Genomic DNA, 24,734 nt, shown 5'->3' with positions numbered 1-24,734 from the left:
AGAAAGTGAGGTTGAAAACAAATCGATAGCCAATGGAAAATAAAAAAGAACATATCAATCAAATAGACTTTTTAAGAATCCCATGTACAATTATTATTTTAGTTCTTATAAGTAGGATAGCATCAATGATTATATCCAATTGTTACCTGCAAGCTGAAAATACATCATACTAAACAACAAAATTAAAGTCTGAACAATGAAAGACATCAAATTTAATGGCGGAATTAATATCGCAATAAAAATCCCGAAATCTAAATATCAGGAAACTGTGAAATTTTATAGAGAAATCCTGAAATTGGAAGTGACCGAAAAAGAAATAAAGAACCCAACAGTTTCTAAAACTCACGAAGTGAAATTTGGAAATAATATAATTTGGTTGGATTGCGTGGACAATTATACTCATTCGGAAACTTGGTTGGAGCTGAAAACGCCAAATGTGGAAAAAGCAACAGAATATTTGAAATCCAACGGAATTGAAACTTGCGATGAATTGGAGGAAATACCAAAAGAAAACCATTGGATAATGGACCCAGCAGGAAGTGTATTTATAATCGGAAAAGATAATACGGAATATTCACTCGACTGAAAAAAGGCCAAGCAATGGCTTATATATAAACACGTTATCTGCAAACTGAATAAACCTTATGCGGATTATTCGATAGACAAAAAACATTAGTTTCGCCTAGTACCATTCCTCATAATTCTATTGGTAGGTTTTTACTTTGCCTCAGACTTAACAAATTTCTGGGTATCGCACTTTGCTCATCTTGGAGTAATGATAGTGGTCCCACTAGCGATAATTCAGTTCAATCCAAGACCATTTCCGGTCAAAAGAAAGCTTTCCTTCTCTGTTACTAATTTGTGGCAAGTTTAATGGGTGCCTTTGGACTTTTTGGACTGGGCAACTTCATTCCCGTACTTGCAACGAAGATTGCAGGAATTGATATTACCTTACCTTTAAACAGAACATTCGAAACCAGTTTTTTTGTGGCCATAATATCCCTAGCAATAATTGAAGAAATCTTGTTCCCGAGAATCTTGGCCCAAAAATTATACAACTGTCTAGGACTAAAAAAAAAGCAGTATGGACTTCTGCACTAATTTTTAGCTTGGCACATATTTTTTCCGAAACGGGTATTTTAAGTGCTTTTATCGAGGAGTTAGTTTTGCATATATTTACCTTAAAACCTACAACATCTATTCAAGTGTTATCGCCCATTTACTTTATAATGTAACCACATATCTTTTAAGCCCTTACATTGCGAACAACTATGCCATTATAAACGAATATCCGTTAACCAAATCCATTTTGTTCAGTGGCGCAGCACTTATATATGTAATGGGCAGGGTGCTGAATCAAGAAGTTAAATCAAAAATAGAAATAGCATCAGAAGATAACAAAGATGGTAATCGTTGCCCAAGCCGTTCATTCAGCAAAAGTGGATTCATATAAAACTCTTTATGATGCTTTTTTAATGCCAACTAAGAAAAGCTAATTTTATCAGCAGCTAACATTTTATAAATTAGATGCTTAAAACGTAGCCAATCTTATACAAACTCTTGTTTAGGAAGCTGAAACAACATAACTGGAATGAAAATACATACTACGAATTACGCAAATACATTTATCAAAATCGCTGAGGATTGTCCTGTGAGCAAGTCTGAAATTCCACCATTTAAAGGAGTTAAAAAATCAGTAGCCATTATGCAATTTGAAATGTTGGCTAAAAATCCATACAAATTTACTTCTGATGATGTTCTCTTTCAAGTCTTTGCGGACAGAAAAGACCTTACAAAAAAGGAATATGAAACAGAACGTGCCAAATTCTTCTCAAAAGGACAGCCTTGTTTTCGAGCCTCGCCATTGACTAAAAGATACGGCTTTGGAATTCACAGCGACGATAAAGGCAAAATTGCAATGTATGGAGTAGAAACCGAAGAATACGCGAAATTTGTAGCCGACAAATCCATCGAAAAAGTTAAGGCAATGCGCTCTAAAAGAGCTTAAACCCATCTAAACGAGATAGTGTCACAGGGTATTAAATACGGACAAAATACTTTTAAGCCCTAAAAATAGGGTAATAATCACGATGCAGATGCCCAGAACATTTTGAAACCGACCGTTGGCATAAGAGCCTAAAATCGATTTTTTGTTCGTAATCCAAAGTAAGAGTCCTGCAATTATGGGTAGCAATAGACCGTTGGTTACCTGTGCAAATTTTATAATCTCAATAGGCTTGATTCCCAACGAAGACAGTACGACCCCTAACCCCAGAATAAGCATCCAGACCCACCGAAATTTTTTTGATTTCATTCCACCGCTCCAGCCAAAACAGCCTTTGGCGACAAAAGCGGCAGCCAAGGGCGCGGTTATGGCACTTGTAACCCCTGCGGCGAATAAACCCATAGCGAGTATAAAAGTGGAATGCTTTCCAAACAGTGGTTCTAGTCCCTTGGCCAAGTCGGCAGCATCGGTAATGTTCGTTAAAGAGGTTGTTGCAGCGGTTATGATAATACTCATCGATACGATGCCACCTAAAAGTATGGCGGTAACGGTGTCGCGTTTGGCATGTTTTAAATCGGTAATTACGGTCCATTTTTCTTTGACCAGTGCTGCATGTAAAAATAGGTTATAAGGTACAACGGTAGTACCGATAAGTGCAATAATGGTCAAAACGCTCGTTTCGGGGATATTAACAAAAAACAACCCTTTTAAAATATCGGATAGGTTGGGCGTTGAAATAATAGCCGTAGTTAAAAAGGCGCAACTCATTAACATAACAAGGGCGATCAGTACTTTTTCCAGAATTTTATAGCTGCCTATATACAAGAGGATAAACGCTAGAACTCCAATGATCAGACCATAGCTATTGACGGAGAAAGTGGCTGTTTGGAACGTCAAAGGACCAAAAACTGCTTCCAATCCCAAAACGCCCCCAGTAATATTGCCGGCTTCGTAGGCTGCATTACCAATTACGATGGCCGATACAATTAATAGTAAGATAGTTGATTTTAGAATCGGGTTCTTAAGTTCCAATCGTATTATTTCCGATAGACCTTTTTGGGTAACTATTCCGAGACGGGCGGCCATTTCTTGAAGCGTAACGGTGGCCAAAATAGAGAGGGCCATTGCCCAAAGTAAGGCGTAACCAAAATGAACACCGGCCAAGGTACACACAGTAACGGTACCCGGCCCTATAAAAGCGGCGGCTATTAGCGGCCCGGGACCTATGTTCTTAAACCATTTTAACGGCAAGTAGCTATTCTTAGGGTTGTTAGGGTACTAAAATACGGTTTTACATGGTATGATTAAGTCTACCCTGTTATCAAAAATATTAATCCAAAAACTCCCTGTCAAATACAAAAGGTTGCTCCAAGTTTGGGTTTACGGTTACTTTGACAGCTTTAGGCCCAGAATCTACCTGTACGCGCAGTATGTTTCTTTCGTCATAGGGCCGGTTTTGAAACCAGATATGTCCGTCTCCCTGAACATACAAAATGGGTTTATTAAAATCTGTTGCCGTAGCCCGAAAAGAATCGGTAAAGGTTCTAAATTTCGCCGATCCGGCCTCTATCATGTTGGCATGGCCAAAAACGACCAGGGCCTCAATGTCATTTTTATGGGCATCTACCTGATCCTTGACCCAATTGGCATCATCGGTCAGGCGCTTTTCCCATTCTTCGGCGTCATGAACACTGCTGCCGACAATATTCACCCCGATAAACAGCACTTTTTTTGCTACCCAAGCAAAATTTTCGAGCCGTTCTTCCTGATAGGCCACGGTATACGGGAACGTCCAATTTTCATTGAGATGTAAAAAATATTGGTTCCATAAAGCGAAGCCTTGAACCGGGTCTTCGCAGTCATTGTATTCATTGTCGCCCAAAACAATAAAGGTCGGGGTTTCAAAGTCTTTTAAAATCGTACTTACATCTTCATAGACGCTTTCTTCACAAGGTAGGGCGCCCGGCTTAATATCGCCTACATGTACCACAAATTCTGAATTTGCCTTGGTATTATGGGTTTCGATCAACTCGATAAGGCCGGTACGCTCAGCATCATCATAGGGTACATCACCAATGACCGTAAATATTACAGAATCTAATGCTATAGCGGGAATGTCATCATCGGTGTTATCGTCATTCTTGGTTTTTGAATTGCTGGAACAGCAAACGATAAGTAAAAAGCCAAATAAGAAAATCAGCCTTTGTATGGTATTGTGATGATAAAGCGATAATGCCTGTTTTTCTTTAGTGTTTTTCATGATATTTTTTATGGGAGGTCATAACGATTGAAATTACGTTACAAATGGTAAAATAGGTTTCACATTGAGTGGAATACTCGCTAAATGTACTAAATTCTGTAGCTCTCTTGACACTGCCATGGCAAGATTGGACGAAATTCAAAAAAATCCGTTTAACACTCGTTTTTATAATTCAGGGAAAGTACATAGACGCACCCAAATTGCAGTAGGGGGCTGGCTGGTGTTAAAAGTAGCCTAAAAAGGTAATTGAACCAATAATTGTAGTAATAAAGGAAAGAACCAAACGGCTATTTTTTTAACTTCGATAAAAACTTAGAACATGCCATTTATAACAAATAAAACAGCAAAGAAGCAAGTAGATATTTTTTATGAAGATTATGGAACGGGGAAACCCGTTATCTTGATTCATGGGTGGCCGCTGAGCCGCAAATCGTGGGAACAGCAGGTCTGGAAAATCGTTGAATCGGGATTCCGCTGTATATCGTATGACAGACGCGGTTTCGGAATTTCCTCGGCACCTTGGGAATCGTATGATTATTCTGCCCTTGCAAGTGATCTTAATGAAATTATCGAGCAATTGAAATTGGAAGACTGTACCATCGTCGGGTTCTCGATGGGTGGGGGAGAAGTAGTACGATACCTAACCGATTTTGGTGACGGTAAGATTGCCAAAGCGGCCTTGATCAGTTCGATTATACCTTTGGTGAAAAAGAAAGACGATAACCCTAGTGGTGTTCCCGAAGAAGCATTGAATGGAATCAAAAAGGCATTGCAAGATGATCGTGTGGGGTTTTTAAAGAATTTCCACAAGGGATTCTACAGCTATGACAAAAATAAAGATAAAGTGAGCGAGGCCCAGCTCGACTATGATTTTAGCATCGCTTCACATGCCTCGCCGCGGGCAACGATACAAGCCGCTTTGGCGTGGATGCATACCGATTTCAGACCGGAACTGAAAAATGTGACGGTACCCACTTTAATCGTTCACGGTGATGGTGACGAAACAGTGCCTATGGCAACTTCCGCTGACCAGGCGGCCAAGGGTATTGCAGATAATATCTATAAGATTATCGAAGGGGGTCCGCATGGTTTGAATATCACACATGCCGATGAACTCAACGAAATTTTGATTGATTTCCTACAAGGCTAGGAAGTTAAGATTTAAATGATAGGTGTTTGAGAAGTGCTTTTATACGTCTTTGCGAGGTACGAAGCAAACTGTAACTTGGGGCAGTAAGCCCAGAGATTACTTCACTTTGTTCGTAATGACGTTTGGTGTGCCCTTCTCAAACACCCACTTGATACCACTACCACGAAACCTTGGCAAACACGGGTAAATGGTCTGAAATGTGTTTGTTATTTTCCATTCGGTCATCAATATGGATGTAACTTTCAACTTTAAAATTATTTACAAAAATATAGTCGATTCTACGTTTTAATTCCCTGTTGGGGTCAAAACCGTTGCTGGTACCCGTTGGTCCGTAAAAGGCTTTTCTGGTTGACATTTGCCCATCGGTCAATTGTTTTTGCAAAAATCGTATGGGTTCTTCTTCGGGAGCCAAATTAAGATCACCCATAAATGCTACAGGAAGGTTTTCCGTGTTGATGCCTTTGATTTTTTGAATGACCAATCTTGTGGAGTTCGCCCGGGCCTCTTTACCGCGATGGTCAAAATGAGTATTGAAGACCCAGAACCTTTTATGGTCTTGAAGATTCTCAAAAAGGGCATAGGTACAGATTCTTTCGAGGGATGCGTCCCAGCCTTTAGAAACTTTTTCCGGCGTTTCCGATAGCCAAAAGGTATTTGATTTAAGCACTTTTAATTTTCTTCCATCATAAAAAATGGGCGCATATTCCCCTTTGGTTTTCCCGTCGTCGCGGCCCACCCCAACATAGGAGTACTGATTAAGACTACTATCCAGATAAATGAGTTGGTTGCGTAATACTTCCTGCATTCCAACAACTTCGGCTTGGTAGTGTTTTACGAGGTCGACCATAGCTTCCTTTCGAAAATTCCAATTGTTGACCGTGTCACTTACATTGTCGTATTTGATGTTGTAGGTCATCATCTTAATATCTTGTCCGTGGCTTACGGTCAGCGTGAAGAAGGTCATTATTGCAAAAAGGCGAATGATCATATTGGATAGTGTTTGATTTGAATTGGTAATTTATGAATAATCATTTTGTCTGAATAACTTAGAATTAGAAGAAAGTGCGTGTTTGATAAGGGCATTTACCCGTTTTTGCGAGGTACGAAGCAAACTGTAACTTGGGGCAGTCAGCCCAGAGATTACTTCACTTTGTTCGTAATGACGTTTGGTGTGCCCTTCTCAAACACCCACTTAATACCACTACCACGAAACCCTGGCAAACACGGGCAAATGGTCTGATATGTGTTTGTTGTTGTCCATACGGTCATCAATGTGCCTGTAGGTTTCGACCTTAAGATTTTTTACGAAGAGGTAATCTATTTTATTGGTCAACGTGCGGTCGTCAAAGCCGTTAAATGAGCCAACGGGACCGTAAAAGGGTTTTTTGGTGATTTCTTGTCCCTCATCTAGATACTTCTTCAGCATTTTAATCGGTTCTTGATCAGGTGTAAGGTTGAGGTCGCCCATAAGCACCAAAGCTGAATTTTTGGTGTTTATTTCCTTTATTTTTTTTAGAATCAGTTTTACCGATTCTGCCCTCGCTTTTACTCCCCTATGGTCGAAGTGGGTATTGAAAACATATATTTTTTTCTTGGTTTGGAGGTCTTCGAACAGCCCATAGGTACAGATACGCTCTAAAGAGGCATCCCACCCTTTAGAGATTTTATCCGGAGTATCGGAAAGCCAGAACGTTTCAGATTTCAATAGTTTGTAACTTTTCGTATCATATAAAATAGGGGAGAATTCCCCTTTTTCCTTTCCGTCATCACGACCTACCCCTACATATTTATAAGTGGGTAACGCCGTGTCTAAATATTCCAATTGATTGATGAGTACCTCTTGCATTCCGATAATGGATGGTTCGTAGTGCTTTAAAAGTTCGACCATTTTCTCTTTGCGGTCGTTCCAATTGTTTATGGTGTCGCTCTTGTTATCATATTTGATATTGAAAGACATTAGTTCGGTCGTTTGGCCAAACGCAAAAACGGATAGGGAAAATAGGATTATAAGCGAAGAACATTTTTTAATCGGCATGTTAAGTGTTTTTTAAATCGGCCGTAATTTAGGAATAAACCTTTAATTTTAGGTTATGCAAACAAAAGGATATCTTCATCAAATACACCCCGTCTTGCCCGTTATGGACGTGGTCGAGGCGTTGGATTTTTATGTGAATCGGTTAGGGTTTAAAATCGCTTTTGCCGATGATAGCAAAAGACCCAAATACGCTGGGATTCTGAGGGACGGTATCGAAATTCACCTGCAATGGCACAATGCGACGGAATGGGAGGTCGAAGTAGATAGGCCCCTGCTTCGTATCGTAGCCCAAAATATCGAGTTGCTGTTTGAAGAATACTCGCAAAAAGATGTTTTTCACGCCCACACCTTGTTGCGTGAAACTGCTTGGGGCACCAAAGAATTTGCATTTTACGACCCGTTTAAAAATGGACTGACCTTTTATCGGGATGTGAAGTAATACGATTTGTAAATCGTTCTGTAGCCGAGCCTTCGGGAATGGTCAAATGCCATTATTACTATGACAACACCACTAAATAGGCCAAAGGATGCTATTCGGTTGGTTTTTGGTATCATTTTATTTACGAATTACAAAGGCATCCAGGTCACTAAAATGGATTGGATGATAAAAAACACGATAAACGGTATGACCAAATACCCTATCACATCGCGTGATTGAATTTTGATTCCGCTTCCCATAATCGGAAATACGAGTAATAGGTAAAAGGGCTGTAGTACATTTGACAGACTTTCGCCATACGCAATCGATAAAGAGGCTCTCGATATTATGGCCATGACTTCATTGGCTGGCAGGCCTTCGCCAATATCTTTGACGGCATTGATAATACTTGGTCCTACAACAGCAAATTCCCCACCTGCAGACGGAATGGCAAAATTCATGACTCCCCCAGTTAAATAGGCATAGAACGGATAGGAGTCAATTGTAGCAACCGATGCCAGGAGTTCTGCAAATTTTTCGCCCAAACCGGTATAGAGCATAATGCCCATAATACCCGCATAAAAAGGATATTGGTATAGAATTCCGGAGATATTATTGCTCGACCTTTTCATGGCAATCACATAGCGCATTGGTGTTTTGTGCAATGCCAATCCGAGAATCAAGAATATAAAGATCATGATGTTAAAATTCAATTGAAAACCATTGGTAAAAAAATGATAGATGATATAGGTCAAGCCCATGAGCACCATACAAATTTGAAGCAATATGCCATTATTCAATCTATCGGAAATTGATTCAACAGCTAAGTTCATGGTTGAGGCTTCATCTTTAATCGAAAGCTCAATTTTATTCGTTTTGTCGTCCAGCATATCATCCAATTGTTTGATGTGCTTCGTTTTCGGAATGAGCAAAAGTATCATCAAGGGTGAAAAGATGACATAGAGGACCATCATGGCAATGTTTAAACCAGATCCCAGTGTAACTGTTGTTGGAATAATTTCCGATAAGATTTCCGCCTCAATTAAATAATTTTTTTCCGTGCCCAACAGCAACGGAATGGAACTTGAAAGGCCTGTTACCCAACTGCCGGTGCTAAAATAGACGCAAGCCACCAAAAAAGGATAATTGACACCTTTAATACGAAGGGCCAATTCCCTTGCCAACACGCAGGTGATAACGAGCCATCCAAAACTAACCATCGCTAGTAAAACTCCGAAAAACACCACCCAAAAATACACCTGCCGCGGTGTTTTTATGTAATTGGTCAGTTTGTCAATAGCGCTTTTTACAATAGGCGAAAGAGCGATGGTAAAACCAGTGATGATGATCAATACGATTTGCATCCCGAACTCCAACAAAGACCAAAAACCGTTGTACCATCCTTTGATGATTTTCAAAGGTGTGGTATCTAACCATATCAATGCAATTAATCCAGTTAATAGCGTTAGTAGCATAGCAAAAACAAATGCATTGGGCATGTATTTTTGAAACAGGGCAGTGAATTTTTCTCCGAGTTTGGTGAGCATAATTTTTTTGGTTACTTCTTTGAGTAGGACCTAAATCGTTTCTTTATTTTCATCTTTTATAAATTTGATACCCCCGGAGAAATATGTTTCTGGGCCATCGAACCGCGAACAATGACTTCCTTTAATTTTTGTGATATCTTCTGGGTTTGACTTGACAAACAAACTTCTTTTGTCGAATTAGATAAAATAGGCTGTGCAGCGGGCATCAAAACCCAAAGCATGGCAAAGAAGGCGGGAATGTGGAAGTAAAAACTAAAATCTCCTGTACCATCAAAAAATTCGGTAAATGGTAAGGAGCATTTGGTTGGTTTCATTTTGGTTCGGTCGGTTCTCTAAATGTAATGAAATTGATTCATTATCAAGGTCTTAAATTCGATAAAAATGGAATTTAAAAGTTTCTTTAATCTTGTTTTTACCACTTGTTTTTTTACTTGGCTTTTGTTTGAAATTTATCCTTTAGAAAGTAAATCAATGTTAAAATCAGATGAATATTCCGAAGCCCAAAACTTCATTTGTTTCGGTTTTGAGTTCATGGGCAGAGCAATTTTATTATGGATAGCGATACGCCTAATTTATCTCCATGATGATTGTTTTTAGGCTGTTAAATCAGTGGAGCTTTTTAAAAGCTGGTAATCATCTTTAAAAATGTCGAATATTTCTGCCGATGGGGTCAACTCAGTTCTGGTTACGCCGCAGTTTTTGAGAATCATTCGCACGTCTTGTGCCTTTTTGTTCTTCCAAAAGGCCGCTCTGGTATAACCGATGGCACATACTTGATCGTTTTGTGTAAAGAGGTGTGTATGGTATACCCATTTGTCATCCCAACCTTCGAGTATCAATGTAACATGAAAACTAGACCACATTCTTAATGGTTTTTTATAGATGATTTTTTGGGAACCCAATACGGGGAACATCCTCTTTTTTACTGTATTGTCATATAATTTGGAGCGGAACATCTTTTCAAACCGAATGAAATCCATATAGTAGGCATACTTCGAATTCGACATATAGCGAAATGTGTCGCAATCTAAAATGTTGACCCTCCTCTTTCTAGTTTGATGCGAAATCAAATCCACTTTGCTCCAGAAAAGCCTAGAACCTATAAAAATGTAAAGTAGCTGGGACCAATAGTAAAGCATATGCTTGAAAAATAAGATTTATTTTACTTTATATACTTCCAATTCTATCTCGATCATAAATTCCGGTACTGCCAATTCTTTTACCCCAAGCCAAGAACCTGCAGGAAATTGTTTGGTATAAATTTCATTTCTGTAAGCGGCAACTTCCAAAAATTTGGGCATGTCGGTAGTAAAAATATTTTCTACGATTACATCATCAAAGGTGCATTCGTAATGCTTTAAAATTTTCTCCAGATCGGCATAGCAATTTTTCATCTGTTGTTCAAAATCACCTACAGCAGTTGCATTACCCTCGGCATCCATACTCACGGCCCCGGAAATTTTTATATTATTACCGATCCGTACTGCATGGGAATAGCCATAAGCTTTTTCTACTTCTGGACGTAAATGAAAATATTCAGGGGTTTCGGCTTCGACCGCTACTTGTTCTATTTCCTTTTCATTCCCTTTCTCCTTTTGTGGTTGGTTACACCCAAAGGCAGTGATTACAAATAGAATTGTGATAAGCCTTCTTAGCTTTAAATAGACTCTTTTCATTTTGCTATTGTTTTGTAGGTATTTATTTCTTTTCAGCGTCCGCTAACTGTTTGGTATCAACATACTGCTGGAACCCAATCACTTTTCCATCTTTGAGTTTCCAATGATGTGCTGCTTGGGCATCGACGAGAGCACCATTGCTTTTTCTTTTAGCATCATAGCGCAGCGTAGCAAGCACTTGGTTGTTCTCCATATTATGAAGTTCAATATCTTTAAGGTTAAAGTACTCGTGTTCTTCGACAAGTCGGGCAAAGACGCCGTTCAAAACGGCATCAGGGCCTATATACGGGTTGCCATCGGCTAAGGCATTCCCTTCGGCTTCGTTCCAAACAATAGTTTTATCCAATAATCCGAGTACAGAAGGAACATCGCCCTCTGCAAATGCTTTATACAAGTTTTCGATTATAGTTTTCATGCTTTTGGTTTATATGACTTTCAAAAAATGGCCAGGCCTATTTTCTGTCATTCTTACTATTTACTTTAAGTTAAGGATGCCGTGAAGTAGTATAATAGACTTCACGGCACTTGTGCTATTTCTCTAATAATGATCTGTTGAAATAAATGACTTCGGATGTTATTTTCCCATCTTCATCAAAATCATCGTTCATGTGCATGGGAAGTACTATTTCCTTTTTGTCCGCTTTTCTGATCAAATGGAAATTCCACCAAGATAAAACTGATCTGCCGTTGTCCATTTCGTATTCCAAATAATCAGGATAACCGATCATTTCTATACTTTTAATTTGAAAATCGTCCAAGAATTTTTGTCGTAAGGCCTTTACGTTTTCCTTGGTATCTGGTTTGTTAAAATCATCATTGATATTAAAAAAACGGGCGTCTTCACTGTAGTAACTGATGGCTTTTTCCAAATCTGAGTTTTCAAATGCATATACGGCTTTACGTACGGTATTTATATTGTCGTGATGGTTATAAATAGTGCCATTACTGCGATCAGAAAAACTTTGTCTTATTTCGTCAAAAATACTTTCATTAAAATAATTGATTATGGTTTTTATTTTAAGGTCTTTAGTTACGACAAACAAGCGGTGTACCGGTGACGAGAATTTTACGCCGGTTTTATTATGAATTCCGTTTAATAATTCCCAAGTTTGCACCCATACTTTGTCATCTTCATTGTCTTTTTTGTACTCAATGGCATCGGGATAGGATCCAGGAAAATCAGCTATGGAGAAATAATCAAGTTCATCGGACCAACGGAATGCATTTTTTAAAAATGCAGCCTTTTCAGTGCCCTTGGTATCGGGATTTGTGGAAACACCGTTATAGGACTTAAAATCATCGGTTAACAAACTTGCTATCTTGGTGGTATCACCACTTACAAAGGCCTCTGTAAAAGTGGCAACAACATCAATAGCAGGATGCTCCAAATAGACTGTTCCGTTTTTCTTCTGAGAGAATGCGATGAGCGTGGTCATCATAACGAGCAATAGTATAATTTTTTTCATTTACTTAATTTTTAAAAACCTAACAGGTTTCCAACCAGTTTCCCCCGAAATTTCAAGATGGATCAACCCGCCAGGTTTAATGTTTTTTTATTATTTTTTTGCCAATTCGGGCATTTCCTGATAGATTTCATCAGAATGGGTGATGACATATTTATTCCAAGTCTTTAAGAAGTTCTTTCGTTCATCTTCGCTGGGCCAAGCAGTTTCCATTAATTCAGCTTGTCTGGTGCTCGCGGCATCGATATCGTTCCAGTTGGCGTATTCCGTAGTGATTACCAGGTCACGTAAATCAGCACCGGAGATATGGTGCATTACCTTTTCACTGAGTATCTTTTCGTTCTTAAGGACCACCTTTTCCGAAAATTCTTTCATTAAATCGTTCAGTTCTGCACGGGAGCCGTCTTGCGGAATTTGTATTTTCCAGGTGGTTACCGTATAGTAATGTCCTTCTTGGGCTACACCGGCCGTTGTCATAAACAATGCGAGAATTAGAAGGGTTCCTAAAAGGGATTTGATTGTTTTCATAAAATTTAAGTATTGGTTATTAATAGTATTTTTTTGCCAAGTATTTCACTTGTGTTGCTTTGAGGTTAAAAAGTTTCTAGTAGATCATTGTCTTTAATATTGATTACCATTTATGTGTTATTCTTGATGTAAAGGTGTTGGTTCCGTTGAAAAAAAGCAGACTGGGCATGACAATAGTCTGGTCGATTCTCTTTGTGAAGTAGCTAATTCAAATCAAAATCTACTTTATACGTATGGTCATAATACTTCTTCCGAAATTTCCAGTCTGCATGTAAATCATTTTAATTTGATGCCGCATAACTCAAATCTGGTCGCATTTCTCCTGACTCAACCTCATATTTGAGTACATATTTGAACATTTCCGTGAATAACTTTTTACCTTCTTCACCGATAAGTTCATCGTTGACGGTTGATTTTTTGGCATAATCCTCTGCATTTTTAGCAGAGATGACAGCCACATAATAATCGCCCATATTACCAAACCCGTTATGGTATATGCGGTAGTACTCTTTAGCGCCTTTCTTTTGATAAAGTGCTTTGAGTTCTTTTAATTTTCCTTTAAGGTTTTGAATATTATTGGGGGCTACATGTAAAAAATGCCATTTTCTGTAGTTCTCTCCTTCGGTGGTCGTGCTGATACCTTCGGGCATATAGGTAAGTTCATTATTCAGGTACACGATATAGTCTCCATGTCTGTCATAACATTCATTGAATCTTTTAAAAATGTTGGTAAAAGCATCTTCACCCATTTTTTCCATTAGCGGAGAGAACACATTTTGGTCAAGCTCGGCCATATTTTCAATGGGCGCTATGGTCAAATATTTACCGGTAGTGGTAGTGGCGGTTGTCCAGTTAACGTCAGAGAGCTTATGGGTTTTACAAGCTTCCGCAAATTCTTTCGAAACTTGCTCATATTCTTGTATTTTAGAAGGTTTTACCTGATCCTCATGTATATAGAAGGCCTGATTTTTGCTCTCCTGTGCTTGTAAGAGCGCAAGTGGTGTCATTAATAGAAGTGCTAGGAGAAAATTTAGTTTTTTTGTTTTCATAATTGTTCGGTTTTATGGTTTTTGCTATTGCTTATTTGCGTTTAAGATCTTATTCCAGTATTGGCGGAATTAAGGAATACCCCAGTTGTTGTAAAAGCTCAAGTTCATTGTAGTACACATCTTCTTTGGCTATTTTACCCTGTTCATTGAATAATAGGGTAGAACAGCCGTTTATGTTCACCTTTTTTCCGGTTGGAGCCGATTCCCCGAAAACTCCGTTGTTCGTACCTTTAAAAATCCATTGGGCGAAGAGGTTGTTATCTTTTAAGATGATCTGCTCGATGGTAATTTCGCAATCGGGAAAGCCTTCAATAAAAATGTTCATATTGGCTTCCATTTCATTATGATGGGTGGCAACGGTAATTCCATTAAGTGTTCTAATGTAATTTTCATCGGCGATTGTCTTTACTTTTTTTATATCCCCATTATTCCATCCATTTTTAATAAAGCTTTCGAAATTGGCTTTTATAGTACTTTCCATAGTCACTCGTACGTCTGTATTCGGTTGACGTTCTTTGCAGAATACCAATAGCAATAGCAGTATTGCCGGTGCTATTACGGGTATTTTCTTTTTTACAGCGCAGAATGGGTGGTTCTGAAGAACCGTATTCTTAAAATCCATACTTAAATGAATTCATTTTAGGGCAGATTGAAAAGTGAGGTTGGACGAATGGATGTTTTTAATGTCCGAAAGCGGTATTTTACTTATCGAAGATTAATTAAATATTAATTGTATATTATACTGTTTTTCCCTAGTTAACAACCGAACCGAGTAATGGAAAGCCTTTTCCATAAAGCTGTTTTTATTCTTATCTTTTCTTTTTTGAATTGTGGGGCGGTTTTTTCCCAAATTGTCGACTTCAATCGCGAAAATACTTACAAAAGGGTCTTTGTCGATACTGATAATTTTGGGGCATCTTATTTAGATATTTTAGAAGATGCCTATCTTAAAGCACGACCTGATACGCTCCGATTTTCTCTTTTAAACGACTTGGCTTACTACTGGCATACCCGCAACTTGAACAAGGCCATGAAGTTTACTATGCAAGGACTCGCACTTACCCAATTTAAAAAAGACACTTTATGGCATGGTAGGTTTCAGATTACCGAAGGAGCGATACTATTGCGTATGGAAAAACTCGATAGCGCCCAAACCGTTCTAGAGAAAGCAAGAAATAAAGTGATGCCGATAGATCGGGCATTTTTGAATACGCAATTGGGGTATGTTTATGAGCGAAGGGGGCGTTTGCAAGAAGCTATAGATTATGCCCTTGAATCACTCAAGATCGGTGTTGAGCTGAATGATAGAAAAACCATGGCGCTTGCCTATAGTGACCTGAGCAATCTCTTTTGGAAACAATCAAAATTTGAAACAGGCCTTGAATATGGTCTCAAGTCTTTAAAGCTATTTGAGGAACGTGGTATTACCGATCTTGATTATGATTTTACACTCTATGTCGTCGGTAACAACTACTTGGCTCTAAAAGAATATGATAAAGCCCAGAAGCACTATGAACATGCCATTGTAATTGGCGAACGGTATGGTTTTTATAACAATTTAAGTGATGTATATATATCGTTGGTAGACCTTTACGCTTACCTCAATCAATTTGAAAAGGCAAGTAAAGTAGGTATGAATGCTGTTAAATATGCAGAATTGCTCGAAAATAATTTTATGGAAATGCGATCTTGGTTATCCATTGGTAAAATGCAAAATGTACAAGGTAAATATGTGTCGGCAATTGAAAGCCTAAAAAAGTGTATAACTATTGCGACAAACGACTTTGGTGATGCCTATTACTTGAGTCAGGCCTATGAAACACTAGGTAAAGCCTACGCAGGAAACCATAATTATCAAGAAGCCTATCAGGCTTTTGCTAAATACGATGCGCTAAAAAATCTAATTTTTACGGCCGAGGCCGACCAGCGTACTGCCTTGCTTCGTACGGAGTTCGATGTGGCAAATAAAGAGGGTACAATTCTAACACAGGAGACCCAGCTAAAAAAACAGCGCACAAAACAAACGTTTATCACCATTATAGCATGTTTGTTATTTTTATTATTGTTGCTTTCCTACAAAGCGATTCAGAACAATGTAAAGAAAAATGAATTATTAAAACGACAAAATGGGGAAAAGGAGTTTTTGTTAAAGGAAATTCATCATCGTGTAAAGAACAACCTTGAGATTGTTTCCAGTCTTTTGTCCTTACAAGCTGCGCAAACTCAAGATTCTGGTGTTCTAGATGCTTTTGAAGAAAGTAAACACCGTGTACACAGTATGGGTATGATTCACCAAAAGCTATATATGGGCAAGAATTTGGCTGCCATTGAAATGCGCGATTATTTTATAAATCTTGCAGAATATAGCTTAAGCGTATTTGGTGTTGAAGATCGGGTTGTCGTAACTGTCGATATGAGCCCTCTCGAGCTTGATGTTGATATGGCTATTCCTATTGGCCTCATGGTTAACGAACTATTGACCAACGCACTGAAATATGCATTTCCCGACATGGAAAATGGAAAAATTAGAATCAGTTTAAAGAAAACGGATCAAATTTTTCAACTTGAGGTGAATGATAATGGTGTGGGTAAAACGCATAAGACCCAAACTGAAGGAACGGGGTTTGGAACGCAATTGATAGCGTTGTTGACCCGGCAACTAGATGGGAAGATGACACTCAACACAGACCAGGGCACTTTGGTTTCCATTCAATTTCAATCAAACAAAGCAGCTTAATATGCATAAAATTATTCGAATATTGATCGTTGAAGATGATATGATTATCGCGGCAAATCTATCGCTCCAATTGACGAGTTTAGGATATGAGGTAACCGGCATCGAATCTCGAGGGGAAGAAGCTATAGTTCATGCTATCAAAAATACACCCGATATACTGTTGTTGGACATTAATCTAAAGGGGGAAATTGATGGTGTAGAAACCGCAAAGCGAATTCAAAAGTATCAAGATATTCCAATTATTTATCTTACGGCCAACTCAGACGAGGCCACTTTTGAAAAGGCCAAAAAAACACACCCCAGGGCATTTATAACCAAACCGTTTAATAAGTTGAACCTGCAGAGAACCGTGGCATTGGTCGTCGAAGGGTTAAAGGATGACAAGGGAAAAAATTCATACCCTCAAGAAATGGAAGTTTTAGAGGATCGAATTTTTATTCGTCAACACGGGCAAATGGTTAAACTTCTTTTGAAAGATATACAGTATATCGAGGCCGACCGTAATTATTGTACAATTGTGACCGGTAACGGTAAATATGTTTTGGCCACCACATTAAAGGTTATGGAAGATAAACTCTCACAATCTCATTTTCTTCGTGTACATCGCTCTTTTATGGTCAATCTTTCACAATTGGATGCCGTTGCCGACCATCATTTGGAAATCGGTCGAAAGGTTATTCCTTTAAGCAAATCGCATAAAGACCTTCTGCTTGACCGTATTCGTACGGTCTGATATCAGGTTTTCTGTATATTTTCGGAGAATTAACCTTCATTACAGGTACTAGCGTAAAAAAGAGTCATTTTATGAGAAATATCGGAATTTCTTTTAGAAATTTGAATCTGATAAAACATTAAAAGAATGATGAAGAATTTCTGTACCCTACTTACCCTAGTTTTTACCTTTATTTGCTCGGCTCAAAGTTCTAAAATTCCAGTATATGCTTGGATGGGAGGACCCGGTAAAGCCACAGATCAAGAGCTTGCCACCCAATTCAAAGACCTTAAGGATAAAGGAATTGACGGGCTGCTCTACAGTGGCGGACATGACCCTAAAACGTATAAAAGGGTTGGTAAGTTTGTGAAAGCTGCAGGAATGGAATTTCATACATGGATTCCGACAATGGTACAGGGCGATCCAAAACTGAACCCAGATTGGTTTGGAGTTAGCGGTCTTGGAGAGTCGGCACACGAAAAACAACCCTATGTCTCCTATTACAAGTTTTTATGCCCGAATAAAGAGGAAGTCTATGATTACCTTGCCGATATATATGGCAATGTAGCCGATGTGGCTGAGGTCGATGGTATACATTTAGATTATATTCGATACCCCGATGTTATTCTAGCCCGCGGACTGTGGGAGAAATACGGGCTGATTCAGGATCGCGAATTCCCAGAATTTGATTTTTGCTATTGTGATACTTGTACTTCTGATTTTAAAAAGAAATCGGGTATCGATATAAAAGCGGTAGAAGATCCTTCCCATGTTTATGAATGGAAACAATACCGGTATGACGTTATCACAAAACTGGTCAACCGTTTGTCCGAAATGGTTCATAAAAAGGGGAAAAAAATCAACGCTGCGGTATTTCCGGGTCCCTCGATTTCTAAAGAATTAGTTCGTCAAGAATGGAATAAATGGGATCTTGATGCAGTTTTTCCGATGAATTACAACGATTTTTATATGGGAAATACGCTGTGGATTGGCAGTGTGGTAAAAGAAGAGGCGGCTGCGGTACCGAATACGCCTGTATATAGCGGACTGTTTATTTCTCCGAGACCATGGAACAAGGCGAATGAAGAAGATCCCGAAGGCCATGGGCTATTACCCGCAGAACTTGGTGACGCTATTAGGGAATCAATGGAAAACGGCGCAAAAGGTATTTGCCTATTTACCCCAGGCCGTATGACCGATGCCCACTGGGCAGCTTTTGAAAAGGCAATACATAAAGAGTATCAGAAAAAATAAGGCCGTCTTAGCAGTTGCTAAAGCGTTCAATGTGCATTTATTTAATGATTGGTATTTTTGTTCTTAAACAGGCGTGTTTAAGTTAAGAGTCCATCCACTTCTTGAATTCTGTAGCTTTGGCTTTACTGACAATGATTCGTTCTTCGTGTTCGGGTTTGATATTGACGATAAGTTTACCATTAAAATAATATTTTATGGTGGTTATGGCATCGCGGTGTATAATAAACTGCCGATTTACTCTATAAAAATTGTTAGGGTCTAACTCATGCTCGATATCTTCTAATTTAGTCTCCAATAGATAAGATTGGCTATCTGAAGTGACTGCCTTTATTACCCCTGTATCAATATGGAAGAAAGCTATTTTTTCTGTTTTCAGTGGAATTAATTGGTCGCGCTGGTTGACCAAGAAGGTCGTTTTATAAGATTTATTTTGTGATTTAATTAGATCGAGTAAACCTTCCATTTGGGAACTGGGTTGTTTTTTTTCCGCGTTTTGGGTTTCAAATTGATTCAAGGCTTCTGAAAGTTCTTCTTCATCAATAGGTTTAAGTAAGTAGTCTATACTATTAACTTTAAAAGCTTTTAAGGTATATTGGTCGTAAGCCGTGGTAAATATTACCGGAACGTCAATGGCAACTTTATCAAAAATCTCAAATGAAAGTCCGTCGGCCAAATGTATGTCCATGAATACAAGTTCGGCATCATGGGAATGCGAAAAGAACGCTATGGAAGAGGATACCGAATCCAAAAATTTTATTACTTCAATATTTTTATCAATGGCATGTAGCAAATATACGAGGTTTTCGCTTGCGGCAATTTCGTCTTCTACGATTACAACCTTCATGGTATAGTATTTAGAGGCAGTTGAACACTAAAGATATTATTTTCCTTGCGCAGTGTGATTTCCTGCTTGCTGACCAGAAAATAGCGCTTTTTTAAATTTGTAAGTCCGTTTTTAGTACCCTCGGCAAGTGTTGTTCGAGGTCTCATCTGATTTTCTACATAAATAGAATAATCTTTCGCGCGAATGATGACTTTTAATGGATTGGTTTCTGATATTTCGTTATGTTTTACGGCATTTTCCACTAGTAACTGTAACGCTAACGGTGGAATTTCTGCCGTTAAATATTTTGCTTCTATATCAATGTCTATTATAAAACGGTCTCTGTATCGGGTGCCGATTAAGTGCGTATAGCTTTCCAAGAACTTTAGTTCATCCTTCAATGTTACCAGATCTTTATCACTACTCTGTAGAATATATCGGTACATAAAAGACAATTTTTTTACAAACTGGCAAGCTTTTTCATTATCTCGAACAAGGGCGGTCAATGTATTTAAAGAATTAAACAGAAAGTGCGGATCAATTTGATTTTTTAGGGCCGCAAGTTCATTTTGTAGGTTTTGTTGTTTTAGACGTTCATTCTCGATCATATTTTCATGCTGAATGATTTGAAGTCTTAAAATTCTAGCGACAAAGAATAAGATGATAAGAACAATGGCGCATATAAAAAACAAGAATCCCTTTTCTTGTCTAGAAATGGGGGTGCCAACCAAAGTAGGATGTAAATACTCCATTAAACCCAAGCCGCTCACCAGTACGATAATATTTGCAAAAAGCAATATGATTGTGTGGGTCAGTACGGTGAACTTAGAGGTGATATACGCCCAATTGGCATTCAGTTGTAGGGTCAACCAAGAAAAGAGGAAAAAGAAGAGAAGGCGCACAAGAAAATCCATAATCCGCTCGATGGAGAAGTCCATGTCTCCAGAACTGATCATATTATAGATGTAAATTGTTTTTGGAAGCGAGACCAAAATAGAAATCAGAAGAGAAATCTTTATTAATTGAGCCTGTGCAACCTGCTTTGCGACCACCATTGCTATCTTTATTTTTTAAATATACTGTTTTATAAGTTCGTTTTTATCTCCAGTAATTCAAATGAAAAGAATAAGCTTCCGATTCTTGCCGAAAGCCTATTCTTTCTAACGTTTTAAAAATTCTTATTTCGTGTTTTTGTGAAAATCTTTCGGGAGATAATCGGCAACTTCAAAACCGAGATTAATTTCTTCTTCCTCTTCAATGTAGTTGATGTCGTTCAGGTCAAGCTGTGCAGGACTATATGCATCAAAGCCTTCGGGCAAATAATGGGCCGTATCAAAGTTTAAAACGACATCCTCTTCCGCTTCAATAAATGAAATTTCGTTCAGGTTCAATCTCGCAGACCCATAGGCATCAAAATCCAAAGGCAAATAGCTTGAAGTGTCAAAATCCAATACAATTTCTTCTTCCGCTTCCATATAGGCTAACTCCTTAAGGGTAAACTCCATGTCCTTGTAAGCATTAAAGGCAATAGGTAGATAGATCGTAGTATCAAAATCCAATACGATTTCCTCTTCCTCTTCAATATAGACGATATTATCTAGGCTTAAGCTTTCTGCTTCCGTCCCCGGACAATTTTCATCACTCAACTGGTTGCCCATTTCGGTTTTGATTTGGTTAGCATAACTCTGGTTTTCATAACTAGAAAAGTTTGTAAATAGGGTGGTTAAAACACCTGTTGCGAATACTAGACTTAATTTTATCATTATTGTATATTTTTAGGTTATGTTGGTAATCTAGAATTGTTCCTGATTACGAGCACAAATGTAGAGCAACATAGGGGTGAAAGAAGAAGTCTTTGAGTGAAGTGGACAAATTGGCAAGTGAAACGTCTTAATCGTAAATTGAACTTACGGCCGATAAAGTGAAAAGGGGTAAGAGCGGTTCGGTTGAGAGCTGTCGAAAGGAAATACTGAGACCGTTATCGGATAGTCAATGTGATAGTCAGGGCAGGAGGCGGGCACTGTTTTTAAAAGCAGGGATTTAATCCCTGCCTCTAGATTTATTGCGGTTGTTTCTGTTGCGATTGTTTCCGCCTTTATAGTTTGGGTTTCCAGAACTGTTCTTGTTCCGATTTCGTGATCGGTTCGGGTTATGAGGTCTTCGAGGTTGTTGTAGGGTATTGTTTTCCTCGGTGTCATCATCAACAAATTGATGCTCTGGCATACGGGGAACCGCTTGCTTGATCAGTTTTTCGATGTCGCGTAGATATGGTCTTTCTTCCTTGTCGCAGAAAGATAAAGCAATACCGCTGGCGCTGGCGCGACCTGTTCTACCGATTCGATGCACATAAGTCTCGGAAACATTGGGCAGGTCGTAGTTGATGACCAGGGATAGCTCTTCGACATCAATACCACGAGCGGCAATATCAGTGGCAATCAATACTTTTAATTTTCCTTCTTTAAAAGCGCCCAACGCCTTTTGTCTTGCGGTTTGCGATTTGTTGCCATGAATAGCTGCGGACCGAATACCGGATTGGTCTAATTTTTTTACGATTTTGTTTGCTCCGTGCTTGGTTCTTGAAAATACGAGTACCGAATCGTTGGGTTTTTCCTGAAGCAGATGCACCAGAAGTTTCGGTTTGTTCTTTTTGCTGACGAAGAAAACACCCTGTTCTACCTTTTCCGCTGTGGCCTGTTCGGGTTTTATGGTTACTCTTTCAAAGTCTCCCAGCAATTTTTTCGAAAGAGTTACAATATCGTTGGGCATGGTGGCCGAAAAGAAGAGTGATTGACGCTTGGGGGGTAATTTGGCAATGATTTTCTTGATATCGTGAATAAAGCCCATATCGAGCATTTGATCCGCCTCGTCCAATACGGCAAACTCTAAATCGCGAAACGAAATAAAACCTTGGTCCATTAAATCCAACAACCGTCCTGGTGTGGCAATTAAAATATCGACGCCGTTTCGTAGGGCTTGCACTTGCCTACCTTGTTTGACACCTCCAAAAATTACGGTGTTTCGAAGTCCGGTAAACTTACCGTATGCCGTAAAACTTTCCCCAATCTGAATGGCCAGTTCCCGTGTAGGAGTAACGACCAGCGCCTTGATGTGTCTTTCGCCTTGGCTACCGTTTTTTGCGGTGTACAAATGGTGGAGGATGGGAATACCAAAAGCAGCGGTTTTTCCAGTGCCTGTTTGAGCAACGCCCAAAAGATCTTTTCCTCTTAAAAGAATGGGAATGGCTTGTGCTTGAATCGGGGTGGGGTTGGTATACCCTTCCGCTTCAACGGCTTTCAATATGGGTGCTGCTAATTCTAGGTCTTTAAATGTCATGTATAAATAAAATAAGCCGCGAAGATACGGTTAAAGTTTGGATAACCGTGAAATGTGCCTAAATGCACGGGTTTAGCTCCTCTACAACGAATTGTGCTATGGGGTTAAAGGCCAACTACAGCCGCTTCGGCGCATCTTTCACCATCCATGGCTGCCGAAACAATACCTCCAGCGTAACCGCCACCTTCGCCACAAGGGAACAGCCCCTTGATTTCAGGATGCTCTAAATTATCATTTCTAGGTATGGTTACGGGAGACGAGGTGCGTGACTCAACTCCGACTATATTGGCTTCCGAAGTATAGTAACCGTGCATTTTTTTTCCAAAGGCATCTAAACCTTGTCGCAGCCGGCTTCCGATCAATTTGGGTAAGAGCGAATGAAGGGGCGCCGATTGCAATCCCGGTTGGTAAGAGGTCGAATTCAGGTTGGGGGAAAGGTTTCCTTCCACAAAATCAGTTAAACGCTGTGCCGGGGCGGTTTGTGTTCGACCCCCCGAGGTAAATGCCAAACGCTCTAGGTTTTTTTGATATTCCAACCCTTTCAAAGCACCAAACTTATCATATTTGGGAATATCTTCATCTACATTGATCTCTACAACAATTCCCGAATTGGCAAACTGGTTGTTTCTTTTGGAAGGAGACATACCGTTGACCACAACTTCACCCGGTGCCGTGGCAGCGGGGACGATAAACCCGCCAGGACACATGCAAAAAGAATATACGCCACGGTTCTTGACTTGATGCACGAGGCTGTAGGAAGCTGCCGGAAGTGTTTCGTTGCGCACGCCATCGCAATGGTATTGAATTGAATCGATAATATGCTGCGGGTGTTCGACCCTTACCCCCATAGCAAAAGACTTCGCCTTTAGCGCTATTTTCTTTGACTCTAAAAGATAAAAGATATCACGGGCCGAGTGCCCTGTGGCCAAAATGACACGCTGAACATCCATTTCATCTTTATTGTTTAAAATGATGGATTTCAATTTATTATCATTGATTATAAAATCTGTTACTTTAACATTGAAATGAACTTCTCCACCATATCTTTGAATGGTTTCACGTATGCCTTGTACTATCTTGGGCAGTTTATTGGTGCCGATGTGCGGGTGTGCATCGATTAGAATTTGTTCGGTAGCACCGTGATGTACCAGACTCTCAAAAATGCGACGTACATTGCCGCGTTTTAGGCTACGGGTGTAGAGCTTTCCGTCGGAATAGGTGCCTGCGCCACCTTCTCCAAAACAATAATTACTATCTTCATTTACTTTGTGGTCTTGATTGATGGCTTTTAAGTCTCGGCGCCGCTCCTGTACATTTTTGCCACGTTCCAGTACAATAGGTTTGAACCCCAGTTCTAAACACCGCAAGGCTGCCCACATGCCTGCCGGTCCGAAACCAACAATATGTATAGGTTTTGCGTTTGATACATCTTGGTACTCAAAAGCGTATGTTGTCTTTTTTGGGTAGTCTTCGTTTGAATAAACAGCCAATTTGTAATTGAATATGATAGCCGGTTTTCGGGCATCGATCGACTTACGCAATACCTTTAATCGAATGGTATTCTGGGAAACGCCTAAATAGTTGGATGTCTTTTTTTTAAGAGCCCCTTCTTGAGCTTCTTCTTCAAGTGATAATCGTATCTGTAGGTTTCTGATCATACGGTAAAATTAGGTTAATTTTTAATGTTAATTTAATTGGGCCGGCCCAGAATGATTGTTACAGGTTGTGATTTTTACAGTCCAGT

General features: G+C 39.3%; 25 protein-coding genes. 7 read left to right on the top strand and 18 right to left on the bottom strand.

Annotated features, from left to right (window positions below):
* Positions 1–196: 196 nt before the first annotated feature.
* Together AACZ88_RS03260 and AACZ88_RS03255 are read left to right on the top strand one after the other, a co-directional pair.
* Positions 197–586 carry a hypothetical protein gene (locus AACZ88_RS03260; RefSeq protein WP_339706104.1) on the top strand — a complete coding sequence of 130 codons (390 nt, stop codon included), beginning with the start codon at positions 197–199 and terminating at the stop codon, positions 584–586.
* Between the two features lie 1,005 nt (positions 587–1,591).
* Positions 1,592–2,008 (top strand): DUF6157 family protein, encoded by a 417-nt coding sequence (locus AACZ88_RS03255; protein ID WP_339706102.1) that lies wholly within the window; start codon positions 1,592–1,594, stop codon positions 2,006–2,008.
* 21 nt (positions 2,009–2,029) lie between these two features.
* Here the strand turns inward: AACZ88_RS03255 and AACZ88_RS03250 are convergent, their stop codons facing one another.
* Together AACZ88_RS03250 and AACZ88_RS03245 are read right to left on the bottom strand one after the other, a co-directional pair.
* Positions 2,030–3,256 carry an Nramp family divalent metal transporter gene (locus AACZ88_RS03250; RefSeq protein ID WP_339706099.1) on the bottom strand — a complete coding sequence of 409 codons (1,227 nt, stop codon included), beginning with the start codon at positions 3,254–3,256 and terminating at the stop codon, positions 2,030–2,032.
* Between the two features lie 79 nt (positions 3,257–3,335).
* On the bottom strand, positions 3,336–4,265 hold the full coding sequence (locus AACZ88_RS03245; RefSeq protein ID WP_339706096.1) for a metallophosphoesterase: 930 nt from the start codon (positions 4,263–4,265) through the stop codon (positions 3,336–3,338).
* A 319-nt stretch (positions 4,266–4,584) separates the two neighbouring features.
* Between AACZ88_RS03245 and AACZ88_RS03240 the strand changes: the two genes are divergently transcribed.
* Positions 4,585–5,415, top strand: a complete 831-nt coding sequence (locus AACZ88_RS03240) for an alpha/beta hydrolase (RefSeq protein ID WP_339706093.1) — start codon at positions 4,585–4,587, stop codon at positions 5,413–5,415.
* A gap of 157 nt (positions 5,416–5,572) precedes the next feature.
* On the opposite strand, the gene AACZ88_RS03235 is transcribed toward AACZ88_RS03240, so the two are convergent.
* Together AACZ88_RS03235 and AACZ88_RS03230 are read right to left on the bottom strand one after the other, a co-directional pair.
* Positions 5,573–6,403 (bottom strand): endonuclease/exonuclease/phosphatase family protein, encoded by an 831-nt coding sequence (locus tag AACZ88_RS03235; RefSeq protein WP_339706090.1) that lies wholly within the window; start codon positions 6,401–6,403, stop codon positions 5,573–5,575.
* Between the two features lie 213 nt (positions 6,404–6,616).
* A complete protein-coding gene (locus AACZ88_RS03230) occupies positions 6,617–7,450 on the bottom strand; it encodes an endonuclease/exonuclease/phosphatase family protein (RefSeq protein WP_339706087.1) in 834 nt (277 codons plus the stop codon).
* 55 nt (positions 7,451–7,505) lie between these two features.
* Between AACZ88_RS03230 and AACZ88_RS03225 the strand changes: the two genes are divergently transcribed.
* Positions 7,506–7,889 carry a glyoxalase superfamily protein gene (locus tag AACZ88_RS03225; protein ID WP_339706084.1) on the top strand — a complete coding sequence of 128 codons (384 nt, stop codon included), beginning with the start codon at positions 7,506–7,508 and terminating at the stop codon, positions 7,887–7,889.
* Between the two features lie 128 nt (positions 7,890–8,017).
* On the opposite strand, the gene AACZ88_RS03220 is transcribed toward AACZ88_RS03225, so the two are convergent.
* From AACZ88_RS03220 to AACZ88_RS03180, 9 genes are all read right to left on the bottom strand, one after another.
* Positions 8,018–9,415 (bottom strand): TIGR00366 family protein, encoded by a 1,398-nt coding sequence (locus tag AACZ88_RS03220; RefSeq protein WP_339706081.1) that lies wholly within the window; start codon positions 9,413–9,415, stop codon positions 8,018–8,020.
* Positions 9,416–9,471: 56 nt separating this feature from the next.
* Entirely contained in the window at positions 9,472–9,729 is a 258-nt protein-coding gene (locus AACZ88_RS03215; protein WP_339706078.1) for a hypothetical protein, read from the bottom strand.
* Between the two features lie 279 nt (positions 9,730–10,008).
* Positions 10,009–10,554, bottom strand: coding sequence for an acyl-CoA thioesterase (locus tag AACZ88_RS03210; protein WP_339706075.1), 546 nt, complete (start codon positions 10,552–10,554; stop codon positions 10,009–10,011).
* 18 nt (positions 10,555–10,572) lie between these two features.
* Positions 10,573–11,091, bottom strand: coding sequence for a RidA family protein (locus AACZ88_RS03205; protein ID WP_339706073.1), 519 nt, complete (start codon positions 11,089–11,091; stop codon positions 10,573–10,575).
* A gap of 22 nt (positions 11,092–11,113) precedes the next feature.
* Positions 11,114–11,506 carry a nuclear transport factor 2 family protein gene (locus tag AACZ88_RS03200; RefSeq protein WP_339706070.1) on the bottom strand — a complete coding sequence of 131 codons (393 nt, stop codon included), beginning with the start codon at positions 11,504–11,506 and terminating at the stop codon, positions 11,114–11,116.
* Positions 11,507–11,621: 115 nt separating this feature from the next.
* On the bottom strand, positions 11,622–12,557 hold the full coding sequence (locus AACZ88_RS03195) for a nuclear transport factor 2 family protein (protein ID WP_339706067.1): 936 nt from the start codon (positions 12,555–12,557) through the stop codon (positions 11,622–11,624).
* 90 nt (positions 12,558–12,647) lie between these two features.
* Positions 12,648–13,082, bottom strand: a complete 435-nt coding sequence (locus AACZ88_RS03190) for a hypothetical protein (RefSeq protein ID WP_339706064.1) — start codon at positions 13,080–13,082, stop codon at positions 12,648–12,650.
* A gap of 281 nt (positions 13,083–13,363) precedes the next feature.
* Entirely contained in the window at positions 13,364–14,131 is a 768-nt protein-coding gene (locus AACZ88_RS03185) for a hypothetical protein (protein ID WP_339706061.1), read from the bottom strand.
* Between the two features lie 49 nt (positions 14,132–14,180).
* Positions 14,181–14,753 (bottom strand): ester cyclase, encoded by a 573-nt coding sequence (locus AACZ88_RS03180; protein ID WP_339706058.1) that lies wholly within the window; start codon positions 14,751–14,753, stop codon positions 14,181–14,183.
* Positions 14,754–14,906: 153 nt separating this feature from the next.
* Here AACZ88_RS03180 and AACZ88_RS03175 point away from each other — a divergent pair, with 153 nt between their 5' ends.
* The 3 genes from AACZ88_RS03175 (at position 14,907) to AACZ88_RS03165 (ending at position 18,834) form a co-directional block, all read left to right on the top strand.
* Positions 14,907–16,868 (top strand): histidine kinase dimerization/phosphoacceptor domain -containing protein, encoded by a 1,962-nt coding sequence (locus AACZ88_RS03175; RefSeq protein ID WP_339706055.1) that lies wholly within the window; start codon positions 14,907–14,909, stop codon positions 16,866–16,868.
* A 1-nt stretch (position 16,869) separates the two neighbouring features.
* The gene (locus AACZ88_RS03170) at positions 16,870–17,601 is read left to right on the top strand and encodes a response regulator (protein WP_339706052.1); all 732 of its coding nucleotides are present in this window, start codon (positions 16,870–16,872) and stop codon (positions 17,599–17,601) included.
* Positions 17,602–17,727: 126 nt separating this feature from the next.
* Entirely contained in the window at positions 17,728–18,834 is a 1,107-nt protein-coding gene (locus AACZ88_RS03165) for a hypothetical protein (protein WP_339706049.1), read from the top strand.
* 82 nt (positions 18,835–18,916) lie between these two features.
* Here the strand turns inward: AACZ88_RS03165 and AACZ88_RS03160 are convergent, their stop codons facing one another.
* The 5 genes from AACZ88_RS03160 to AACZ88_RS03140 form a co-directional block, all read right to left on the bottom strand.
* Positions 18,917–19,678, bottom strand: a complete 762-nt coding sequence (locus tag AACZ88_RS03160; RefSeq protein WP_339706046.1) for a LytTR family DNA-binding domain-containing protein — start codon at positions 19,676–19,678, stop codon at positions 18,917–18,919.
* Positions 19,675–20,712 (bottom strand): histidine kinase, encoded by a 1,038-nt coding sequence (locus tag AACZ88_RS03155; RefSeq protein WP_339706043.1) that lies wholly within the window; start codon positions 20,710–20,712, stop codon positions 19,675–19,677. The genes AACZ88_RS03160 and AACZ88_RS03155 overlap by 4 nt, the downstream gene beginning before the upstream one ends.
* Before the next feature lie 123 nt (positions 20,713–20,835).
* The gene (locus AACZ88_RS03150; protein WP_339706040.1) at positions 20,836–21,420 is read right to left on the bottom strand and encodes a hypothetical protein; all 585 of its coding nucleotides are present in this window, start codon (positions 21,418–21,420) and stop codon (positions 20,836–20,838) included.
* Positions 21,421–21,697: 277 nt separating this feature from the next.
* Positions 21,698–22,990, bottom strand: coding sequence for a DEAD/DEAH box helicase (locus AACZ88_RS03145; protein WP_339706037.1), 1,293 nt, complete (start codon positions 22,988–22,990; stop codon positions 21,698–21,700).
* 104 nt (positions 22,991–23,094) lie between these two features.
* Positions 23,095–24,648: an FAD-dependent protein gene (locus AACZ88_RS03140; RefSeq protein WP_339706034.1), complete on the bottom strand. Its 1,554-nt coding sequence runs from the start codon at positions 24,646–24,648 to the stop codon at positions 23,095–23,097.
* Between the last annotated feature and the right edge of the window lie 86 nt (positions 24,649–24,734).

Origin of the sequence: uncultured Kriegella sp., assembly GCF_963975415.1 — a bacterium.
Lineage (GTDB): Bacteria > Bacteroidota > Bacteroidia > Flavobacteriales > Flavobacteriaceae > Kriegella.
Note: the sequence above shows the minus strand (reverse complement) of the source record. Positions and strands in the feature narration are given on the sequence as shown.